Annotated in this window: 19 protein-coding genes; 8 read left to right on the forward strand and 11 right to left on the reverse strand. The window is 54.7% G+C overall.

All coding sequences use genetic code 11. From position 1 onward, the window contains the following. Nucleotides 1-12: 12 nt before the first annotated feature. The 3 genes from ribH to pdhA are packed head-to-tail and all read right to left on the reverse strand — an operon-like array spanning nt 13 to nt 2,240. On the reverse strand, nt 13-504 hold the full coding sequence (gene ribH, locus V9K67_RS01385) for a 6,7-dimethyl-8-ribityllumazine synthase (RefSeq protein WP_336719537.1): 492 nt from the start codon (nt 502-504) through the stop codon (nt 13-15). Between the two features lie 18 nt (nt 505-522). Further along, complete coding sequence (locus V9K67_RS01390; RefSeq protein ID WP_336719538.1) at nt 523-1,215, reverse strand: tetratricopeptide repeat protein; 693 nt, start codon at nt 1,213-1,215, stop codon at nt 523-525. A gap of 29 nt (nt 1,216-1,244) precedes the next feature. Further along, nucleotides 1,245-2,240 (reverse strand): pyruvate dehydrogenase (acetyl-transferring) E1 component subunit alpha, encoded by a 996-nt coding sequence (gene pdhA, locus V9K67_RS01395; RefSeq protein WP_336719540.1) that lies wholly within the window; start codon nt 2,238-2,240, stop codon nt 1,245-1,247. A gap of 105 nt (nt 2,241-2,345) precedes the next feature. On the opposite strand from pdhA, the gene recF reads away from it, so the two are divergent. Next, nucleotides 2,346-3,434, forward strand: a complete 1,089-nt coding sequence (recF, locus tag V9K67_RS01400) for a DNA replication/repair protein RecF (protein WP_336719541.1) — start codon at nt 2,346-2,348, stop codon at nt 3,432-3,434. Between the two features lie 173 nt (nt 3,435-3,607). After that, a complete protein-coding gene (locus V9K67_RS01405) occupies nt 3,608-3,889 on the forward strand; it encodes a DciA family protein (RefSeq protein ID WP_336719543.1) in 282 nt (93 codons plus the stop codon). Nucleotides 3,890-3,897: 8 nt separating this feature from the next. On the opposite strand, the gene V9K67_RS01410 is transcribed toward V9K67_RS01405, so the two are convergent. From V9K67_RS01410 to V9K67_RS01430, 5 genes are all read right to left on the reverse strand, one after another. Further along, nucleotides 3,898-4,335, reverse strand: coding sequence for a CBS domain-containing protein (locus V9K67_RS01410; RefSeq protein WP_336719544.1), 438 nt, complete (start codon nt 4,333-4,335; stop codon nt 3,898-3,900). A 128-nt stretch (nt 4,336-4,463) separates the two neighbouring features. After that, nucleotides 4,464-5,513, reverse strand: coding sequence for an ABC transporter permease (locus V9K67_RS01415; protein WP_336719546.1), 1,050 nt, complete (start codon nt 5,511-5,513; stop codon nt 4,464-4,466). Between the two features lie 72 nt (nt 5,514-5,585). Further along, the gene (locus V9K67_RS01420) at nt 5,586-5,966 is read right to left on the reverse strand and encodes a DUF1493 family protein (RefSeq protein ID WP_336719547.1); all 381 of its coding nucleotides are present in this window, start codon (nt 5,964-5,966) and stop codon (nt 5,586-5,588) included. 91 nt (nt 5,967-6,057) lie between these two features. Further along, on the reverse strand, nt 6,058-7,212 hold the full coding sequence (locus V9K67_RS01425; RefSeq protein WP_336719548.1) for a BT_3928 family protein: 1,155 nt from the start codon (nt 7,210-7,212) through the stop codon (nt 6,058-6,060). A 6-nt stretch (nt 7,213-7,218) separates the two neighbouring features. Continuing rightward, the gene (locus V9K67_RS01430; RefSeq protein ID WP_336719549.1) at nt 7,219-7,776 is read right to left on the reverse strand and encodes a DUF1599 domain-containing protein; all 558 of its coding nucleotides are present in this window, start codon (nt 7,774-7,776) and stop codon (nt 7,219-7,221) included. A gap of 55 nt (nt 7,777-7,831) precedes the next feature. Between V9K67_RS01430 and folP the strand changes: the two genes are divergently transcribed. Then, nucleotides 7,832-8,686, forward strand: a complete 855-nt coding sequence (folP, locus tag V9K67_RS01435) for a dihydropteroate synthase (RefSeq protein ID WP_336719550.1) — start codon at nt 7,832-7,834, stop codon at nt 8,684-8,686. 267 nt (nt 8,687-8,953) lie between these two features. On the opposite strand, the gene V9K67_RS01440 is transcribed toward folP, so the two are convergent. Next, entirely contained in the window at nt 8,954-9,898 is a 945-nt protein-coding gene (locus V9K67_RS01440; RefSeq protein WP_336719551.1) for an FKBP-type peptidyl-prolyl cis-trans isomerase, read from the reverse strand. 11 nt (nt 9,899-9,909) lie between these two features. Next, nucleotides 9,910-10,917 (reverse strand): DHH family phosphoesterase, encoded by a 1,008-nt coding sequence (locus V9K67_RS01445; RefSeq protein WP_336719552.1) that lies wholly within the window; start codon nt 10,915-10,917, stop codon nt 9,910-9,912. Nucleotides 10,918-11,095: 178 nt separating this feature from the next. Between V9K67_RS01445 and ung the strand changes: the two genes are divergently transcribed. Together ung and V9K67_RS01455 are read left to right on the forward strand one after the other, a co-directional pair. Then, on the forward strand, nt 11,096-11,770 hold the full coding sequence (gene ung / locus V9K67_RS01450) for a uracil-DNA glycosylase (protein ID WP_336719553.1): 675 nt from the start codon (nt 11,096-11,098) through the stop codon (nt 11,768-11,770). 40 nt (nt 11,771-11,810) lie between these two features. Continuing rightward, entirely contained in the window at nt 11,811-12,554 is a 744-nt protein-coding gene (locus V9K67_RS01455; protein WP_336719555.1) for a lysophospholipid acyltransferase family protein, read from the forward strand. A 170-nt stretch (nt 12,555-12,724) separates the two neighbouring features. On the opposite strand, the gene V9K67_RS01460 is transcribed toward V9K67_RS01455, so the two are convergent. After that, complete coding sequence (locus tag V9K67_RS01460; protein WP_336719556.1) at nt 12,725-15,358, reverse strand: putative LPS assembly protein LptD; 2,634 nt, start codon at nt 15,356-15,358, stop codon at nt 12,725-12,727. Nucleotides 15,359-15,633: 275 nt separating this feature from the next. On the opposite strand from V9K67_RS01460, the gene V9K67_RS01465 reads away from it, so the two are divergent. The 3 genes from V9K67_RS01465 (at nt 15,634) to V9K67_RS01475 (ending at nt 19,750) form a co-directional block, all read left to right on the forward strand. Then, nucleotides 15,634-16,629, forward strand: a complete 996-nt coding sequence (locus V9K67_RS01465; RefSeq protein ID WP_336719557.1) for an N-acetylmuramoyl-L-alanine amidase family protein — start codon at nt 15,634-15,636, stop codon at nt 16,627-16,629. Nucleotides 16,630-16,802: 173 nt separating this feature from the next. Further along, on the forward strand, nt 16,803-17,810 hold the full coding sequence (locus V9K67_RS01470; RefSeq protein WP_489753309.1) for an MlaD family protein: 1,008 nt from the start codon (nt 16,803-16,805) through the stop codon (nt 17,808-17,810). Next, a complete protein-coding gene (locus tag V9K67_RS01475; RefSeq protein ID WP_336719560.1) occupies nt 17,807-19,750 on the forward strand; it encodes an OstA-like protein in 1,944 nt (647 codons plus the stop codon). Before V9K67_RS01470 ends, V9K67_RS01475 begins: the two co-directional genes overlap by 4 nt. Nucleotides 19,751-19,848: the final 98 nt, after the last annotated feature.

The raw sequence follows: 19,848 nt of genomic DNA on the forward strand, positions 1-19,848 counted from the left end.
ACAAACTATCCACTACAAACTTTTCAGTCCCTGGTTCAGCTGGATCATCTTGATGGCCGTGATGGCGGCTTCTTCGCCTTTATGGCCGTGGACGCCGCCGATGCGTTCCTGGGCCTGCTGATCGGTGTTCACCGTCAGTACGCCGAAGATGGTGGGGACGGGCAGCGCCAGGTTCAGCTGGGTTACACCGTCGGTGATGGACTGGCAGACATAGTCGAAGTGCGGGGTGTCGCCCTTGATCACGCAGCCCAGCGCAATAAAGGCCGAGGGCTGGTTCGTGTTGGCCCAGGTTTGCTGGATCGCAAAGGGAATTTCCACGGCGCCGGGCACCGTCAGGGTCCGGTAGCGGAGGCCGTATTGCTCAAAAATGCGGATGCAGCCGCTTTCGAGCTCGTCCACCACGGCGGCATTCCATTCGGTTTTCACTAAAACAACAAGGGCATCCTTGATGTTCTGGATGCCCTCGATTTGTTGCAGCAGGTTCTTGTTTCCTAAACTTGCCATTGATTCTTTTTATGTAGGTTATTTGGAATCGCTGTAAACTCCCAGCTGGGCGAGGTATTTTTCAGCCTCAAACCCTTTTTCGGTGCGGGGGAATTTATCCTTCAGTTCCTTGAACAGGTCCACGGCTTCCTTCTGGTTATTGGCCACGCGGGCGGCGAAATAAGCAGCGAGAAACAGGTATTCGGAAGAGTTAACGTCGTCGTCCTCGAAATGATGCGCCGCTTTTTTGTAGGCGTCCAGGGCGTCGGAATTCTTGCCCTGTTCGGCATAAGCGTCGCCCAGCAGCTTATAAGCGCGGGCCTGGATCTGTTTGGCGTCGGTCTTAAAGTCCGCCAGGTACTTGGCCGCGTTGGCGGGGTTGCCTTGTTTCAGGTAAATAGATCCGGCATAGAACCGGGCCAGGTTACCGGCCGGGGTGCCGCCCGACTTGTCGATCACCTTCAGGAAGCCGGCATTCACGCCATCGCCGTTGAGGGCGGCGTTGAGCGAGTCCATGCGGTAGTATTCTTCTGCCTTGAACATGGATTCGAGTGCTTTTTCTTCCTGGGGTCGCTGGATGGCATATTTATAGGCAAGGTACCCGCCGCACAGCACGATGATTGCTGCGCTGGCGATCAGTACGGGGCGGCTGTAGCGGCTCCAGAAATCACGGGCCCGGTCTACCACTACCTGCTGGTCATCGTTTTCGATCACCTGTTTCGTTTCAGCCATGAATTGTTAGTTTATGGGATAGTGAGAAATTAGTCAACAATGAAAGGATAGTTCTGGTCGATGTACACATCCTTCAGCACCTCATCATCGCTGGGGAAGGGCGACTCTTCGGCGAATTTCACGCTCTCGGCCACTTGTTCTTCCACGCGCTTGTTGATGGCGGCGATTTCTTCATCGGTAGCGAGCTTTTCGGCTTTGATGGTCTCCAGCAGGATCGCGATGGGATCTTTCGCCTTGTATTGCTCCAGCTCTTCCTTGGTGCGGTATTTCTGGGGATCGCTTACGGAGTGACCTTTGTAGCGGTAGGTTTTGATCTCCAGCAGGGTCGGGCCACCACCTTCGCGGGCGCGTTTCACGGCGCGGGAAACGGCTTCGTGCACGGCTTCGGGGCGCATACCGTCCACCACGTCGGCGGGCATTTCGTAGGCGTCGGCCAGCTTGTAGATGTCGGTTACGTTCGAGGAGCGTTTTACCGAAGTGCCCATGGCGTAGTGGTTGTTCTCGCAAATGAAGACTACGGGAATGTTCCACAGCATGGCCAGGTTAAAGGTTTCGTGCAGCATGCCCTGGCGGGAAGCGCCGTCGCCGAAGAAGGCCAGCGCCACATTGTTGGTACCCATGTATTGGTCGGCAAACGCCAGTCCGGCGCCGGTGCCGATCTGTGCACCCACGAGACCATGGCCGCCGTAGAAGTTCTGTTCCTTACCGAAGAAGTGCATGCTTCCACCCTTTCCTTTAGCGCAACCGGTAGCCTTGCCGTACAGTTCGGCCATGCAGGAGTTCACCGATACGCCCTTGGCAATCGCCAGGCCGTGGTCGCGGTAACCGGTCACAAAAGAATCTCCGGGCTGAGTGGCGGTCATACAACCGGCGGCAATGGCTTCCTGCCCTACGTAGGCATGGAAGAAACCGCGGATCTTGCCTTCCATTTTGTATTTTTCTTCGGCCATCAGTTCGAACTGACGGATCAACTGCATTAACTCGTACCAGTACAGGTAGGTTTCTTTAGAAAATTTAGAAGCCACAGGCAAAAAATTTGAGCCGCAAAAATAAGGGATTAAGCTTTAGTTTCGACGGGAGCCGGGTGATTTTTGCCGTATGCCCTCTTTCTTTCTACCTTGCGAGCCTATATGAGCCTTTCCCTTCAATCGCTTTCGCTGTTTCAGTTCAAGAATTATTTTCACGAGGAATTTCGCTTTACCGAACGGGTCGTAGGCATTTGCGGCAAGAACGGCCGGGGCAAGACCAACCTGCTGGACGCCATCCATTACCTCTGCTTTACCAAAAGCTATTTCACCCGCCAGGACGCCCTGGTGGTGCAGCACGGCCAGCAGGGGTTCCGGGTGGAGGGACGCTTTACCCTGAACGGCAGGGAAGAAAAGGCCGTTTGCATCCTGCGGGAAACGGGCAAAAAGGAGTTTTCCCTGAACGAAGAGCTGTACACCCGTTTTTCCCGTCATATCGGGCACTACCCCTGCGTGGTGATCGCCCCGGACGACGTACAGCTGATCCTGGGTACAGGCGAAGACCGGCGCAAATTCATCGATACCCTCCTCTCCCAGCTGGACAGCAACTACCTGCAAAGCCTCATCAACTACACCCGCCTGCTGCAGCAGCGCAATTCCTTTCTGCGCAATTACAACGAGCCTTTCGGCAGCCGCGACCTGTCGGTGCTGGATATCCTCGACGAACAGCTGGCCCGGGAGGGCAATGCCGTCTTTGAAAAGCGCCAGGAGTTCCTCATGGGCTTTTTGCCGCTGGTCAAGCAACTGTACAACGAGATCGTGCGCCATTACGAGCCGGTAAACCTGCTGTACGAAAGCGAGCTGCAGGGGGCCACCCTCGAGCAGTTGCTGGCCGCCAACCGGTCCAGGGACCTGACCGTGCAGCGCACCTGTGCGGGCATCCACCGCGACGACCTGGTGCTGAACCTCGGCGCCCAGGCGTTCAAGGCCATTGCCTCGCAGGGGCAACGCAAAAGCCTGCTCTTCGCCCTGAAGCTGGCCGAAATGGAGGTGCTGAAGGAACAGAAAAAGCTGTCCCCCTTCCTGCTGCTGGATGACGTATTCGAGAAGCTGGACGAGGAGCGCATCGCCAACCTGCTGCTGCAGGTCTGCACCGGCAATGACGGCCAGGTCTTCATCACCGACACCAACTGCCAGCGCCTGGAAACCCAATTGATCGCTTTAAACCAGCCCTTTCAGCTGATCCGGCTATAGGAAGGACGTACGAGGTTAGCGATACGAAGTACGAAGCAAGGAGGAATACCAACGAACTTCGGAAGGAACAGCGAACCACGCAAACCCATGAACCCGAAAACGGAACCCAGGAACCCAGGAACGAATTCCTAAACTCGTGAACTTGTAAACTCGTGAACCTGTAATTTTGTCCCATGGGAGAGTATTCAATGGGCGATGCCCTGAGGCAGTTTTTGAATCAGAGCCGGCTGAAGGGAGAGATCCAGGCCCTGCAAATTGAGGAGATCTGGGAGAAGATCATGGGCAAGACCATTGCCAAGTACACCGAGAACATCCGCATTATCAATAAAACCCTGTTCATCACGACGCATGTGGCGCCCTTAAAGCAGGAGCTGATGTACCAGAAGGAAAAAATAAAGCTTCGTGTGAACGAAGCTTTAGGTTCGAATGATATTGCTGAAGTGGTCATTCAATAAGTCGCCTTTCAATATTTCCAGGGAGTCTGGTCGGCGGGGGCGCCTTCGAATACGGTATTTCTTTTATATAAAGCTTCCTGCATCAGGTCATAGGAAGAAACCACACCCTTAAACGTAAACTGGTCGTATACCACCAGGTATTTGGCATTATGGCGTTCCAGCAATTGCATGCAATATTCGATGGAGTCGTCCAAAGTTGCCACCGGCAGGTTCCGGTTCATAAATTCCTTTACACGCACTTCATTCAATTGCCGGTTCGTGAAGAGAACCTTGTTGGCAATATCACTACTGGTCAAAATACCCAGGAAGCTATCGCCGTCTAATACAATCAGGAAATCAACGCTCTCCGCACACATCTGGTACAGGGCATCGCTGATGAGGTGATCAGGTGAAACGGTATTGAATTGCGGGTATTTCCGAGCCAATACATCAGCAACTTTTTCCATAATGAAATAGTTTAAGGTGAAAAATTGTGTAATTGTGGAATTATGATTTAATGGTGGCTCATAAAGTTATAACATTTCTACTTGCAACCACTAAAAATTTACCGGGAAAATATTAATTTTTTACTACATTATTTTAACACCACACGTGGGTCCACCAGCCCGTACAGGACATCGGCGAGGATGTTGATAATGATAAAAAAGGCCGATGCGAGTAAAACCGACCCCATAACCACCGGGAAATCCAGCTTTTCCAGGGCGTCCACCGTTACCTTCCCGATGCCCTGCCAGCCAAAAATATATTCGATAAAGAAGGCCCCGGCCAGCAGCTCGGCAAACCAGCCGGTAATGGCGGTGATCACCGGGTTGAGCGCATTGGGCAGGGCATGGCGCCAGATGACCCGGCTGCGGCCGAGTCCCTTGGCATAGGCAGTCCGGATATAGTCCTGCCGCAGCACGTCGAGCATGGCGCTGCGGGTGAGCTGGGTAATGATGGCCAGGGGGCGGATGCCCAGCGTCAGGGCCGGCAGCACCAGGTTCTGCAGCGACAGCCGTTTTTCGCCGGTTTGCAGGTCGATATCGAACCAGCTGCCCGTCAGGTGCAGCCCCGTCCAGCCGCTCCAGATAAAGCCGAAGAGGTAGGCGATGATGATGCCGCTGAAGAAGGAAGGAGCCGAGATACCGGCAATAGAGCCGAACACGGCGGCGGTATCGAACCAGGAGTTTTGGCGGAGGGCGGCGCCTACGCCCAGGGGTATGCCCAGGACTATTGCCACCAGCATGGCGGCTACCGCCAGCAGCAGCGTTCCCGGAAGGGCTTTCCATAAAATGTCGGCCACCGGCTTGCGGGTCTGGTACGAGGTGCGCAGGTAGGGCAGCTTCAGGCCCGCTTTCCAGTGACCGCCCACGAACAGGCCTTTCAGCGCTTTCTGCTGAATTTCCTCCGTGCTGTGCACGCCCAGGGGCGACACATCGTTGAGGTACAACAGGGCCTGTTGCCATTTGGGCTGGTCGAGGTGCAACTCTTTACGGATGGCGGCGCGGGTAGCGGAGTCGCCGGTTTGTCCCATCAGCAGCCGCGAGGGATCGCCAAAGCCCTGGAACAGGAAAAAGACCAGGAGGATGACGCCCAGCAGCACCAACAGCCCGTAGCCTGCTTTTTTAAGAATGAATGTCAGCACCGGAAAGGATTATAGTTTTCTAAAATAGAAAATGTACGCGTATCGCGGAAAGGCCCCCCGAAAAGCCGCCTGCTAGCATTTTTGCAGCAGCACCACCGCCAGGGCAATCACGGCACCAAAGAACAATACCTGGTTGAGCAGGATATCGTAGCGCACCGGGGGCAACCGGTGGTCGGGATACGGTAGGGACCAGCGGCCGCTGTTGGCGAAATCCGCCAGCATCCGCGGCGTTACCGGGATGCGTTCCACCCTTTTGTAGGGTGGGGCGAACAGCCGGCCCCCGATACCGCCGGTGCCTCCTTCCTCATCGGTATGAAAGTACCAGCGGTAGCCCTCCAGGTTGACCCCGTACTTCCGGGCAAATTGCCCGACCATGCCCTGGAAGTCATTGCCCCGCAAACCTGCCTCCTCAAAAAGGTCGGTATCCGGCCCCAACGGCCCTCTCACGCCCATGGATTCCAGGAAAAAGATTATATCATAATCTTCATACATGCTGAAAAAGACCCCTTCCCTCCAACCCAGGAACTCATAAACTCAGGAACTTTCAGAGCTCCCCCACCACCTTCTCCATTTCCCGGTAACTGTATTTCTCCTGCACCGTGCCGCCCTTGAGCAGGTACAGGCAGGGGTTGGTGCGGGCCGCGGTGCGGATGGCCGTCACGTCGCAGGAAAAGAGCTGGACGTTAGTGATGCCGTTGCGGGCCAGCAGGTCCGCTGCTTTTTCCACGGGCATGGCGGTGGCCACGTACACGGGCAGACCTTTGGCGGCGGCGGCGGCCGACACCTGTTGAAAATCGGCGGCCCAGCTTTTCAGGGGGCGGGACTGGTTTTCCCAGAACAGCAGCAGGCAGGCGGGCTGGGCCATCACCAGCCGGGTGGAGTCCATGTTGGGACCCATCAGCGCAAACCCTTTAATGGGCGGCTCGGCATTGCCTTGCCGCACCAGCTTGTCGGTACGTTCTTTAAAGGTATAGGTGCCCAGGTCGGCCGGTAATTGCTCGGGGGAGAATTCGAACTGCTTCCCTCCTTTTTCGTATACGAAGCGGATGGCAAAGCTGTCGGGTATGGACCCGGGAGGAATCTGCATCTGCCGGAGAATGTTGGCGCCTTTCTTAAAGGGCAGGCAATCCACCACCGGCAAATAATTTAATACATACCACTGGCCTCCCAGGCTGATCAGCAAAAACAGCCCGAGCACCGCCGTGCGGACCGGCGGGGCCGCTACGGGCAGGATATAGCGTTGGTAAATATTCAGGAAGATGATCATCACCAGCAGCAGTACGTCCTTGAGGAAGGAAGTAAAGGGCGGGATGGGCAGGCAGTCGCCAAAGCAGCCGCAGCTGCGGAACTTACCCGATAAATAGGCATAGGCGGTCAAAAAGGTGAAAAAGACCATCAGCAGCAGCAGTAGCTTTAGAACGAAGTTGCGGGCCCAGCCCAGCAGCAGGGCCACGCCGGCCATGATCTCCAAAGCGTTCATGGCCACGGACAGGGCCAGGGAGTGCTCGTGCAGGAAATCGAACAGGGCCATGAGGGGACTTTTGAGGAAAAAGCCGGAAGTGGCCAGGCCGGCATTCCAAATCTCGAAAAACTCCTGCATTTTGTAGGTGAGTCCGAGGGGGTCGTTGACTTTGACCAGCCCCGAAATGATGAACAGGACGCCGACAAAGACGCGGATAACGTTGGTCAGGGTTTTCATGCGAACTTAGTTGTGGGTTTCGGATTGCAGGATCTGGGCAAAAACGGCATAGTTGATCATGTCGAGGTAGTTGGCATCCAGGCCTTCGCTGATGAGGGTGGCGCCTTTGTTGGCCACGATCTGGCGCATGCGCTGCAGCTTCATGAGGATGAGGTCGACAAAGCTTTCCTGCGACAGCTGGCGCCAGGCTTCGCCATAATCGTGGTTCTTGGCCTGCATCAGGCTGCGGGCCGTAGCGATCTGTTTGTTGTAAAAATGAAGGGCATCCTCAGGTGTCAGCTCTTCCGGCGCATCCACCGGCAACTCCAGCTGGATAAGGCCGATGACCGCATAGTTCACAATGCCGACAAACTCCGAGGCAATGCTGTCCCCGATCTTCTGGTGACCGGTTTCCTGGATGGTGCGGATGCGATAAGCCTTGATATACAGCTGGTCGGCAATGGAAATGGTGCGCAATACCCTCCAGGCGGTGCCGTAATCCCGCGTTTTTTTGAAAAAGATATCCCGGCATTGATCTACTACCCTGTCGTACTGCTGCTCCGTATTGGATTGAACTGTTTGCATGAACATTTATGGATCGATTATTATACTTTCGGCCCAAAAGTAGCAAATCCCGCATATGAAATCGCTGAATTGTAACGGCCGGTTGCTGGTGATGGACGAGCCGCTGGTGATGGGCATTATCAATACCACGCCGGACTCGTTTTTTGCCGGCAGTCGTGTCAGCCAGACCGATGCCCTGCTGTTCCGGGCGGAGGAGATGATCCGTGACGGCGCCGCCCTGCTCGACATCGGCGGGCAAAGCACCCGCCCCAACAGCCAGCGGGTAGCCATGGAGGAAGAGCTGGCCCGGGTGCTGCCGGCCGTGGAGGCCCTCCACCGGCGCTTTCCCGAAACGCCCCTGTCCATCGATACCTATTATGCCCGGGTGGCCCGCGAAACCGTGCAGGCCGGCGCCTCCATCATCAACGACGTGACTGCCGGCGGCATCGACCCGGAGCTGATCCCCACCGTGGCGGAGCTGCAGGTGCCGTATGTGCTCATGCATATACAGGGTACGCTTGAGAATATGCAGCAAAACCCGGTTTATCAAAACGTGGTGACGGAAGTATTTGATGCGCTGAATGAAAAAATGGCCGGGCTGCACCAGGCGGGCATCAACGATATCATCATCGACCCCGGCTTTGGCTTTGGCAAGACCATCGCCCATAACTTCCAGCTGCTGTCCGGCCTCCGGTACTTCGAGCAATTGAACAAACCCCTGCTGGTGGGCCTGTCGCGGAAGGGGACGGTATACAAAACCCTGGGGGTTACCGCCGAAGAGGCACTGAACGGCACCACGGTGGTCAATACCATCAGCCTGCTCCATGGCGCCCATCTTTTGCGGGTCCACGATGTCAAGGAGGCAGTGCAGGCGATAAGGCTGGTTCAGGCGCTGCGGCAGTCGGACAATTCCAGGGTTCAGAACATTTAAAAAGTCGGGAGGGTCCTAAAAAATAAAAGAGCACCGTCGTGCTCTATTTACTTAGCTCATTTTTAGGGAAGCCATATATACTGGATGGTAATGGCTTTCAATAGGTATAGGATAATAGTTTTCGGATATAGGTTTCTCGCTACGGTAGCGATGGACTCATCAGGACAATTGGATCAAAAACGGGACTTTTTCATCCGGATGAACCAAGAAAAACGGCCCATCGTTGGATGAGCCGTAAAATTGCAAAAAATTACTATCGGAATTTAATTAATGCGCGTGAGTCGTGTCTTCTGTCGGTGAAGGGGCCATATTTGGCGTTGAAGGCGGTGCGCTCACTTCCAGGACCTCCACATCGAAGATCAGGTTTTCGTTCGGTCCGATCTGCGGAGGGGCATTTTCGCCGTATCCGAGGGCCGAGGGAATAAACAGGCGGGCCTTGGCTCCCTGGCTCAGGGGCTGCAGACCTTCCACGAAACCTTTGATCATGCCGCCTTCGGCCAGCACGAAGTCAAGGGTGGGCTTTTTGCCGTCCATGTTGGAGTCAAATTCTTTGCCGTTGCTCATCACGGTGCCTTTGTAGCGGAGCTTCAGGAACTTGCCCATTTCCACCTTGGGACCGGTACCGGGGGTCAGCACCTGTACATAGGTACCGTTGCCGGTTTTGTTAGCGGTAATGTTGTTCTTGGACAGGTAGTCGTTGATGGCTTTGATGTCTTTGGTGAGCTGGCCTTGTACCTTGGTATCGCGGCCGAAGGCGGCGCTGCGCTCTTTGGCTTCGTCCTGCTGGGCTTCTTCCTGCGATTTGAAGACGCCTTCGATCTTGATGGTAGAGATCAGCTTGTCGCCTTTTTTAAACTGGGGCGGAATGCCGCCGGGGTTGCGCTTCATGAAGGTGTCGATCAGTTGCACGGCATACACGCTGTCGCCTACTTTGAGGGTGGGGATCAGTTCGGAGATATCGTAAGGCTGTGATTCGGCGCTGACCGGGAAGTAAACCGGCGATTTATCGTAAGTGGTAAAGAGAACGCTGTCGTTGATCTTTTGGGTAAAGTTGACTTTCACGAAATTGCCTGCCGCCAGCTTCTGGCCGCTTTTGCTGGGATACAGCTTGTAGGGCATCCCGCCTTTGGTTTTTTTAAAGTCCACGTTGCCGCAACTGCTCATGATTCCTGCAATCGCTGCCGCACTGAAAAGGAATTTTACTGATCGCATTGGTTTTTTGTTTATTGTAAAAGATTTTTATTTTCCCGGATGGCCTTCATGAATTTCTGGATGGTCTTGTCCAGGGGCTCGCTGTCGCGGCCGCCGGCGGCATTGTAGTGGCCGCCACCTTCGAAGTATCTGCGGGCAAAGGTGTTGCAGTCGAAGGCGCCCTTGCTGCGGAACGACCATTTGCGTTCCTCGTCGCGGTCCACTACGAAGCCCACGAGCTTAATGCCCTGGATGGAAAGCGGGTAGTTGACCAGTCCTTCGGTATCGCCGGTTTTGATATTGTATTTCAGCAAGTCGCCTTTCGATATGTACACCAGGGCGGTGTTCAGCTCGTAATACACTTCCATGCGGTTGCTGAGGACATGACCCAGGAAGCGCAGGCGGTTCTCCAAAAAATTGTCGTACAGGGCTTCGTGCACCTTGGCATGCTCCAGCCCCTGCTCTTTCAGGGAAGCCACCATATGGTGCACCGTGGCACCGGTGGAGGAAAAGCGGAACGAGCCGGTATCGGCTACCACGCCGGCATACAGGCACTCGGCAATGACCTTGTTGACCTTGTCGCGGTTGCCCGAGCCCACGATGAAATCGTACACCATTTCACAGGTAGAGCTTTTGGCCGTATTGGATTCACCGTAGTGAAAGTTGGCGGCATCGGGTTCCTGGTGGTGGTCGATAAGGATCTTCTCGCAACTCATCGCCTCCAGCTTGGCGGCCAGGCTTTTGGTCCGTCCGAAATGGTTGAAGTCGAGGCAGAACAGCCACTGGGCACTGTCCAGGAATTCGTCGGCCTTGGACCGGTGGAGTTCATAATCCAGCACGTCGGCCACTCCGGGCATCCAGTCGAGCCAGCGGGCCCAGTTGGTCGGGGAGATTACCTGGACGGTATGTCCGAACTGTACCAGGAAGTGATAGAGGCCGAGCACCGAGCCCATGGCATCGGCATCGGGTTTCTGGTGCATGGTAATGGCGACGCGCCTGGGCTGACTGATCTGGGGATATATCTTCTGAATAGGCTGCATAAAGGAGCGGCAAAAGTAGGAGAAAATAGCGAGTCGTGTGAAGAGAGTGGCCGGGGAGGCAGGGAATTGGTTGATTGGTTAATTTGTTGATTTGGAATTTGGGGCAGGCGGAACTTGTGAACAAGTGAACTTGCGGACTCGGGAACTCTAGTTATCTTCAGCCCAAAATTCGCGGACGATGAGTGTTCAGATCGAAGCTTCGTGGAAGGAAGTATTAAAAGAAGAGTTCAATAAGCCTTATTTCAAACAGATAGCCGAGCACCTGCGCACCGAGAAGACGCAGGGAAAGGTCATTTATCCGCCGGGGTCCCTGATTTTCAATGCCTTTAATTCTACCCCCTACGGCCAGGTGAAAGTAGTGCTGCTGGGACAGGATCCGTATCATGGACCCAACCAGGCCCACGGCCTGAGCTTTTCGGTGCAAAAAGGCGTGCCGCCGCCGCCTTCGCTGGTGAATATTTTCAAAGAACTGCATGAAGATACCGGCGTGCCCCTGCCGCCCCATGGCAACCTGCAGCACTGGGCCGACCAGGGGGTGCTGTTGCTCAATGCGTCGCTGACCGTGAGGGCCGGCGAGCCCATGAGCCATTCGAAGATCGGCTGGGAACAGTTTACCAATACGGTCATCGAAAAAGTGTCGGCCGGCCGGGAGCACGTGGTGTTCCTGTTGTGGGGCCGTTTTGCCCAGGAGAAAAAAGCCCTGATCGACGGCAGGAAGCACCATATATTAAAGGCAGCCCACCCCTCCCCGCTTTCGGCCCGCAACGGCTTCTTCGGCTGCCGCCATTTTTCCAAGACCAATGAATACCTGGTGAAGCAGGGCATCGACCCGATCGACTGGGCCATCAATTAATTCCGGGGATTCGTTTTATTTGTGTTGTTATTCTTAGAGCATGAAGGTGATTAAAAGTATCCTGGGAAGGCTGTTTGCCGTTTGGGCGGCGTTGGTATTTGTTGCTTCGCTGCTGGTGGTGATCCTGCCCGTATGGCTGATCTCCCTGCAGCCCGAGCCCCGGCGGACCCGCAATGTGTTCCGGATATTCCGGGTGTGGATGAACTTCTTTTTCTTTTTTACCGGCGTGCGGCGGATTTTTAAGGGAAGGGAGCATTTTCAAAAGGGCGAAAATTATATCGTGGTGTGCAACCACAATTCATTTATGGATGTGCCCCTCTGCAGCCCCGGCATCCCCGGGCCCAATAAGACCATTGCGAAGGTTGAACTGTCGCGTATTCCCCTTTTCGGTACCATCTATAAAAGCGGCAGCGTGCTGGTGGACCGTAAGAGTGAGCACAGCCGCAAGACCAGCTATGCCCGTATGAAGCAGGTGCTGCAAATGGGACTGCATATGTGCATTTACCCCGAAGGCACCCGCAACAAAACAAAGCAGCCGCTGCAGCGCTTTCACGACGGCGCCTTCCGCCTGGCCATAGATACCGGCAAAGAAGTAATTCCCGCCCTGATCTATCATACCGCCATTGTGCTTCCCCGGGGTCAAACCTTTTTCTTCTGGCCCCACAAAGTGGAAATGCATTTCCTTCCCCCCGTTTCCCCCGCGGGCAAAACAACCGAAGAGCTGAAGCAGGAAATCTTCGAGATCATGCAGGCGTATTATGTAAAGAAAAAGGAGCGGGAGTAATAACAAGCTAATAGGTTTTTCCTGCCAGGAAAAACACGCTGGATGAAAATATCATTCTCCAGGCAGCAAAAGAACGAAGGGCTTAAAAGAGATTACCCGTGGGATCCTCTCTTTTAAGCCCTTCCTATTAAAGCTGTGTTTTGAATATGCTCCGGGGAGCGGACAGCCGATTAATAATTGCTGAACGTCCGGGTACGGTTCACCTTCAGGTCCTGTAACAATCCCGATTTGGGGTTGATGTTAAAGCTGAAATAGCGCTGCAGGCCCAACGGCGTAACGCTGATGGACATCTGCCAGCAGTGCAGGTCACGGGAAATGGACATGGTAAAGGTTTCGAGCTTGAGCGACTTCATGTTCATATACCCGTTGGTGCTGAAGTTCCATTTGGGCGTTAGGTTAAAGGAGTTGCTGAACGAAACGTTGGTGTTCAGGTCGGTTTCAAAGCCGGTATAATCCGTTTTGGGCCGGCGGTTGAAGTTCAACGAATACGACAGGTTGATCGACCAGGGAATGTTGAAGTCCACGAACTCGGCGGGGTTGCGGCGCATGTAATCCATCAACTGCTGCTGGTCGGCCAGGAGCGTGGGATCGGTTTCCACCGGCAGGCGGCCGGCATTGCCGTGCTGGCCTGCCTTCTGCTTGTCCTCCTGCCCTTTCTTGCTCTGGAACGAAGTCGACATCGAAATGCTGCCGTAGCTCAGCGTACCCAGGCTGAACTTATCACCCTGCCAGGCATAGTTCCGGGTGGGTTGCCCGAACTGGTTCAGTTGGTAAGGGATAAACAGGCCGCTTACGTTCAGGTTGATCTTTTCGAAGAGCGTGCTGCGGAGGTAGAGGTTGAAGTTCTGCAGCTGCATGGTGTCGGCCAGGAAGTTGTAACCGCTGGTGAAGCCGAAACCGTCGATCAGCCGGATCTTGCGGATGCCGCCGTTGGTGGTATCCTTCTTCGAGCGCCACTTCATTTCCAGGCTATTGTCCACGCCGAACGACATGCCGCCAAACTGTCCCTGCGAATAGCCGCTGAAAATGTTGTTGGAAAATTCGGAGTAGGAAATCTTATTCTGCCTTGCCGAGTCTGCGTAGATCTCGTGCCAGCGGCTTTTCGAAAGGTCAGGGCGGTAGTTCATGCTCAGGGTGGGACGCACCACGTGGCGCAGGGCCGCTACCCGGGCTTTTTTGAACTGGTAGGTGCCGAAGACGTTGGTGTTCAGGCCCACGCCAAAGGATACCTGGCGGTCGGTATACAGGCCCTTCTGGCTGAAGGTGTCCAGCTTGTTGGTGACGTCATTAAAGGTCAGCAGGCTCCGGCGCTGCAGCCATACCTCTTCATACGACACAAAGGGCGACACCAGCAGCGGTCCCAGCGAAGGCAGGGAAAGCGTAATAGGCAGGCTATGGCGGGCACCCCATTGCAGGGTATCCAGGAGTCGGTTGGCCGACAGGTCCGCGGTATCGTAAAACGACAACTGGTTGCGGAACGTACCGTTATAGCCAACCCCCAGCTTCTCGTACCATTTGGGCGTACCTACGGCTTCCTTTTTCTGGAAGGGATAAAGCGTTTGCACCGTAAAGCTACCGTCGGGCAGGATCACGTTGATCAGCCTCGTGTTGTTGTTCTGGCTGTGGTTGGCGCTCAGCGTCAGGTTGTAGGGCTTGCCCGCCCAGGTTTTGGAATAGGCAATGGAGGAGCCCAACTGGTTCTGGAAGTTTCGGTTGGGGTTATTGGCCACAAACCGGTTGTACTGGGTGGAGCCGGCGTTCACGTTGGCCGAAAAGTTGGTCCCCGGCCGTGCCCGCTGGTCCACGCTGTGGTTCCAGGTAATATTAAAGGTCTTGGACAGGTTGTAGTCCGGGTCGCCCTTGAAGTTGAATTTCGTATGCTGGATGCTCAGGTTGAAGGCCCCGTTATAGCGGTACCGGGTACGGTAGCTCGAGGTAAGGTTGGCGTTCCAGCCGCCATAGGAGTAAATATTGCCGCGGATGGTGGCATCGATATGATCGTTCAGCACTTTATAATAACCCAATCCTTCCAGGCCCAGGCCGTACTGGTCGTTCACGGTAAACTGGGGCGGCAGCAGGCCCGAGTGCCGGCCGTGGCTGAGTGGGAACAGGCCAAAGGGCAGGTAGATCGGCACGGGCACGCCTTCGAATTCGGGGTGCGTGGGCCCCGACACCGCCAGCTTATTGGCGATCACCTTCATTTTGTTGGTGCGGAAGGCAAAGTGGGGCTCGTCGAGGTTACAGGTAGTAAAGCGCCCTCCGCGAATAAAGACGGTATTTTCGCCTACCTTCTTGACATCCTCGCCCTGCACGAACATTTCCTGCTGCTGGGTGAAGGTATTTTTGGTCAGGCCCTTCTGGGTTTTGGGGTTAAACTTGATGGTATCGCTCTGGAAGTCGTTGGATCCCTGCACAAAGCGGGCGCGGGTGCCGATGGCGCCCGTACTGTCCCGGTCGGCCGTGGCGGTCATCATGTTGGCCTGCTGGTCCATTTCCACCTGCGGAGCGGTCAGGGTAATATCCTTGTATTCGGTCTTGGTCTTACCGTACATGCGGATCTTTTTTCCCTGTACCAATACCACCACACTGTCCTCCGCCTCATAATTCACGGGGGCGTCCAGGGTGTCCTTGGACATTTTCACGACAAAGGAATCGCCTACAACCGGGCGGCCCAGGCTGTCCTTTCCGGGCAGGGTATCGTTTTGGGGCAAGGTATCCCGGCCGGGAAAGATGGTATCCTGAACGAAGATGGTGGTGTCTTTTTTAATGAAGGTGGTATCCGACCGCACCAGCACCGAATCCACGATGGTGCGCTGGCGAACCCTTTTTTTGGGGGTGGTATCCCTTTTTACCGGAATAGTATCGAATAGTGTTAAAGTGCTGCCAATTTCGTTCCTGCTAACAAGGCGGGCCTTACTTTCCCACGTTATTGCACAGCAAATTGCCAGTACAACCAGAAATAAGGAGCATTTTTTTGAGCTAAATTTGTGCGATCCTGTCATAAGGGGTGGACAAATTTAAACGTTTACCTTATATAACAAGGAGTGAAGATTGCCTAAACCGGATAAACAAATCTGATATGCTAAAGAAAACAATAGTGATCCTTTGCTGCACCATTCTTTTTGCGTCACTTTTTGCCTTTTCTGAGAAAAAGCAAAAGGTGCTGCGTACCATTATTATTGATGCAGGCCATGGGATCATGCCCAGCGGTGGGTACAACGGCGCCAAGGGCAGCTATTCCTGGGAGGATGAAATTTGTTATGATGTGTCCCAAAAGCTGGTCAGCCAGATCACGCGCGAACACCCCGAGATCAAGATTGTGCAAACCCGCACCACCCGCAACATCGTAGACCTTCGCGACCGTGCCCAGATTGCGAATCAGAACCGTGGCGACCTCTTTATTTCCATCCACGTAAACGCCGCGCCCCCCGTCTCCCACCGCGAATTTGTCGGTAACAAAACCGTGGTGAGCTATACCGGTAAAGGCAAGCGCCGCAAAAAAATTACCCGTCAAGTTCCGCAATACCGTTATTATACGACCCCCAACCCGGCCAAAGGCACCGAAACCTACATCTGGGGTTCGCACAAGAACGACGACAAGGAAGTGGCCATCCGTGAGAACGCCCCCATGTTCGCCGAGGAAAATTACAAGGAAAAGTACGGCGAGATCGATCCCAACTCCCCCGACTTTATCGCCCTCTCCTTATTAAAGACCAAGCAATTTTTTAAAAGAAGCTCCACCCTTGCCGGCATGGTGGAGGAACAATTCATTAAGGTAGGCCGCACCAGCCGCGGACAGCAGCAGCGCCAGGTCGGCATCTGGGTGCTGCAGGCCACCGCCATGCCCAGCATCCTGGTGGAAACCGGCTACATTACCAACCGCGAAGAAGAAGATTACCTCAACAGCGAGCAGGGCCAGCAGGAGATCGCCGAGTGCGTGACCAAGGCCGTAAGCGGCTACATCGACTGGCTGGAAAAACACCAGGCCCCGGTGGAAAATCATTCCTCCCGCCGCCTGCCCACCGAAAAGGAAACCTATGCCTTCCTGAAAGCGCTGGATGAGCATGCCCATTAGGATAGGAATTCGTTCATTGGTTCATTGGGATATTAGGCCGGTACAGAAGTGGAATTATGCTACTACCGTAGAGCTGTAATTCCTAATTAACCAATGAACCAATGAACCAATTCCCTTTTTATCGTTACTTTGGCACGCAATAGGCACTCTACTGCCTTGAAAAAAAACCGTTCATGAAGATCAACAATGAAACCAAGATTGGTATTCTAGCGATAGGCTCTATTTTAGCTTTAGTTCTCGGATTTAATTTTTTGAAAGGAAAAACCATTTTTAATAAGCAGCCTACCCTGTTTGCTGTTTTTAAAAATATCGGGTCGCTGGAAAAATCCAACCTGGTCAAGATCAACGGCCTGCCCATCGGAACGGTTTACGACTACCGCCCCTCCAACAAAGAAGTAGATAACGTGATCGTGGAAATCCACCTGAACCAGGACATCAATATTCCCGCCAACTCGGTGGCTTATATCGACGGTTCCCTGGTGGGTTCTTCCTTTATTTCCATCGCCAAAGGTAACGCCAACGGTTATCTCCAAACCGGCGATACCATCGCCACCCGTCTCGAAGGCAATATGCTGAGCGAGATCAAGACCCAGTTCGCTCCTACCGTAACCCGGGTCAACGAAACGGTGGATTCGCTGAAATATGTACTGGGGAAAATCAATTCCATTTTCGATCCCACCACCAATGCCAATATCCAGACACTGATCGCCAACCTGTCCCGCTCTTCGGTACACCTGAGCCATTTGCTGGATACCGAAAACGGTATGGTGACGCATGCCATGGCCAACCTCAACGCGGTTACCGGCAACCTGGCCAAAAGCAATGACCAGATCACCCAGTCCATCCGCAATGTAGAGATCATTACCAGCAATGTGGCCAATGCCCGCATCCAGGAAACCGTTGCCGCCCTGGAGGGAACGATCAGCCAATTAAAAAGCACGGTCAGCGCTTTTGATAAAAACCTCAACAACCCGAACGGTACCATGGGCAAGCTGATGAACGATCAGAAGCTGTACAACCAGCTGAACCAGGCTGCCTTAAGCCTGGAAGTACTGCTCGACGACGTGCGGGTGCATCCCAAGCGCTATGTGAACATATCCGTATTCGGCGGGAAGAACAAAGGCGAACCGCTGACCGCCCCTACCATTAAAGATACTATTGTCGTAACCAGCCAAAAATGAAGCTGAAACTCTTTTTTCTTTTCCTTTTTCTAACCTGTTTATTCAGTTCGCCTCTTTTTGCCCAGCTCACCGGAGCTCCGGCCGATTCTACGGTGCCGGTGGAGATCCTGCATCCTACGGGAAAAATGTCGTTCCGGAAAATCAACGATACCACTACCGTACAGATATTGTCGGGCAGTGTGCGGCTGCGGCAGGGCTCAACCCTGTTTTATGCCGACAGCTGCGTGATCAACCAAAGCGCCAATCGCTTCGAGGCGTTCGGCCATGTCCACATCAACGACAGCGATACGGCCCACGTGTATTCCAATTATCTGCGTTACCATACCAACACCCGCCTGGCCCACCTGCAGGGAGCGGTCAAGCTGTCCGACGGCCAGGCCACCCTGACCACCGACGAGCTGGACTACGATATGCTCAGCCGGATCGGCACCTATACGAAGGGCGGCAAGGTGGTCAATAAGAAATCGGTCCTCACCAGCAGGGAAGGAATCTACTATGCCGACCTGCGCGACGTTTATTTTAAAAAGGACGTGGTGCTGAACGACCCGGCTTACCACCTGACCACGGACTCGCTGCTGTACAATACGGAGCTGCAGACCACCCGCTTCATTGCCGAGACCTTTATCCGCGACAGCAGCGGGCGCACCATCCGTACCTCCGAGGGCTCTTACGACCTCCGCGGCGGGCGGGCCCAGTTTACCAAGCGCACCACCATCGTGGACAAAGGGTTGACGGTAACCGGCGACGAGATCGCCGATGACGACTCCTCGGGCATCGTGCAGGTCCGCGGCCGGGGTGTGGTTAAGGACACCGCCAAGGGCATTTCCATCCTGGCCAACGAGATCTTTGTCAACAAGCACAACGAGGCTTTCCTGGCTACCGTAAAGCCCCTGATGATCATCAAGCAGCAAAACGACTCCATTTATATTACGGCCGACACCCTGTTCTCCGCCCGGCTGTCCGACCTGCACCGGCCGCACCAGCTGACCATCGCCGAAAGGGACGCCCTTGATTCCGCCGCTGCCGCCGAAAAGGCCGTGCCGGATACGATGGAGGAAGCAGTTTCCGATACTACCCTTTCCGCCCCTACCCGGCCGGACTCCGCCACGGTGGCTGCCGACTCGGTCCTTGCCCTTCGCCCGGTTACGGACACGGCCGCCCTGTCCGATACGGCTAGGGCGCGGGTGGGACAACTGCGGGCCACCGGGTTGGGTAAACCCACCGTAGAAGGCCCCTCCGATACCCTCCGCCGGAAGCCCGGGATTCCTGTAGCCCGGCGCCGTGCCGACCCTAAGACGCCCGACCCCAAGGCTGGGGCAGCCAAAACGCCGGCAGCAAAGCCTGTAGCCAGGACGCCGGCCGCCAAAAGCGATACCTCCAACCGCTACTTCGAAGCCTTCCGTCACGTACGGGTGTTTTCCGATTCGGTCCAGGCCGTCAGCGATAGCTTGTTTTATTCGTTCCGCGATTCCACCTTCCAGCTGTTCCAGGGCCCCGTGGTCTGGAGCAATGGCAGCCAGATCACCGGCGACACCATCTTCCTGCGCACCCGCAACCGCAAAGCCGACCGGGTAAAGGTTTTTGAAAACAGCTTCATGGTCAACGAGGTGCAAAAAGGAATTTTTAACCAAATCAAGTCCACCCGGCTGGATGGCTATTTCCACGAGGGGTTGATCGATTCGGTCCGGGCCAACGGTTATGCCGAGTCCGTTTATTTTATCCAGGACGAGGACAGCGCCTTCAGCGGCGTCAACCAGACCCAGAGCGACATCCTCGACGCCTACTTCGCCAACGGCGAGCTGTCACGGATCGTTTTCCGCCGCTCGGTAAAAGGTTCGCTCTACCCCATCAAGCAGCGCCAGCCTGCTGAAACCCTGCTCAAGGATTTCCAATGGCTCGAAGAGCGCCGCCCCAAAACAAAGTACGAGCTGTTCGAGTAAGGAAAAGGGTTCCAGGGTTCACAAGTTCACAGGTTCACGAGTTTGTTTGATGGATGTGCGGTTGCTTTGTGGGTTCGTGGCGTTCTCTTTTCCGTTCC

It is taken from the genome of Huijunlia imazamoxiresistens (assembly GCF_037132455.1).
Taxonomy (GTDB): Bacteria; Bacteroidota; Bacteroidia; order Chitinophagales; family Chitinophagaceae; genus Flavisolibacter; species Flavisolibacter imazamoxiresistens.

Excerpts from the sequence above, each read along its gene's own strand:
- recF (WP_336719541.1), top strand. The coding sequence starts at position 2,346 with ATGAGCCTTTCCCTTCAATCGCTTTCGCTGTTTCAGTTCAAGAATTAT.
- folP (WP_336719550.1), top strand. The coding sequence starts at position 7,832 with ATGAAATCGCTGAATTGTAACGGCCGGTTGCTGGTGATGGACGAGCCG.
- V9K67_RS01390 (WP_336719538.1), bottom strand. The coding sequence starts at position 1,215 with ATGGCTGAAACGAAACAGGTGATCGAAAACGATGACCAGCAGGTAGTG.
- V9K67_RS01470 (WP_489753309.1), top strand. The coding sequence starts at position 16,803 with ATGAAGATCAACAATGAAACCAAGATTGGTATTCTAGCGATAGGCTCT.
- V9K67_RS01475 (WP_336719560.1), top strand. The coding sequence starts at position 17,807 with ATGAAGCTGAAACTCTTTTTTCTTTTCCTTTTTCTAACCTGTTTATTC.
- V9K67_RS01465 (WP_336719557.1), top strand. The coding sequence starts at position 15,634 with ATGCTAAAGAAAACAATAGTGATCCTTTGCTGCACCATTCTTTTTGCG.
- V9K67_RS01425 (WP_336719548.1), bottom strand. The coding sequence starts at position 7,212 with ATGAAAACCCTGACCAACGTTATCCGCGTCTTTGTCGGCGTCCTGTTC.
- ung (WP_336719553.1), top strand. The coding sequence starts at position 11,096 with ATGAGTGTTCAGATCGAAGCTTCGTGGAAGGAAGTATTAAAAGAAGAG.
- V9K67_RS01420 (WP_336719547.1), bottom strand. The coding sequence starts at position 5,966 with ATGGGCGTGAGAGGGCCGTTGGGGCCGGATACCGACCTTTTTGAGGAG.
- V9K67_RS01455 (WP_336719555.1), top strand. The coding sequence starts at position 11,811 with ATGAAGGTGATTAAAAGTATCCTGGGAAGGCTGTTTGCCGTTTGGGCG.
- ribH (WP_336719537.1), bottom strand. The coding sequence starts at position 504 with ATGGCAAGTTTAGGAAACAAGAACCTGCTGCAACAAATCGAGGGCATC.
- V9K67_RS01445 (WP_336719552.1), bottom strand. The coding sequence starts at position 10,917 with ATGCAGCCTATTCAGAAGATATATCCCCAGATCAGTCAGCCCAGGCGC.
- V9K67_RS01440 (WP_336719551.1), bottom strand. The coding sequence starts at position 9,898 with ATGCGATCAGTAAAATTCCTTTTCAGTGCGGCAGCGATTGCAGGAATC.
- V9K67_RS01410 (WP_336719544.1), bottom strand. The coding sequence starts at position 4,335 with ATGGAAAAAGTTGCTGATGTATTGGCTCGGAAATACCCGCAATTCAAT.
- V9K67_RS01405 (WP_336719543.1), top strand. The coding sequence starts at position 3,608 with ATGGGAGAGTATTCAATGGGCGATGCCCTGAGGCAGTTTTTGAATCAG.
- V9K67_RS01430 (WP_336719549.1), bottom strand. The coding sequence starts at position 7,776 with ATGCAAACAGTTCAATCCAATACGGAGCAGCAGTACGACAGGGTAGTA.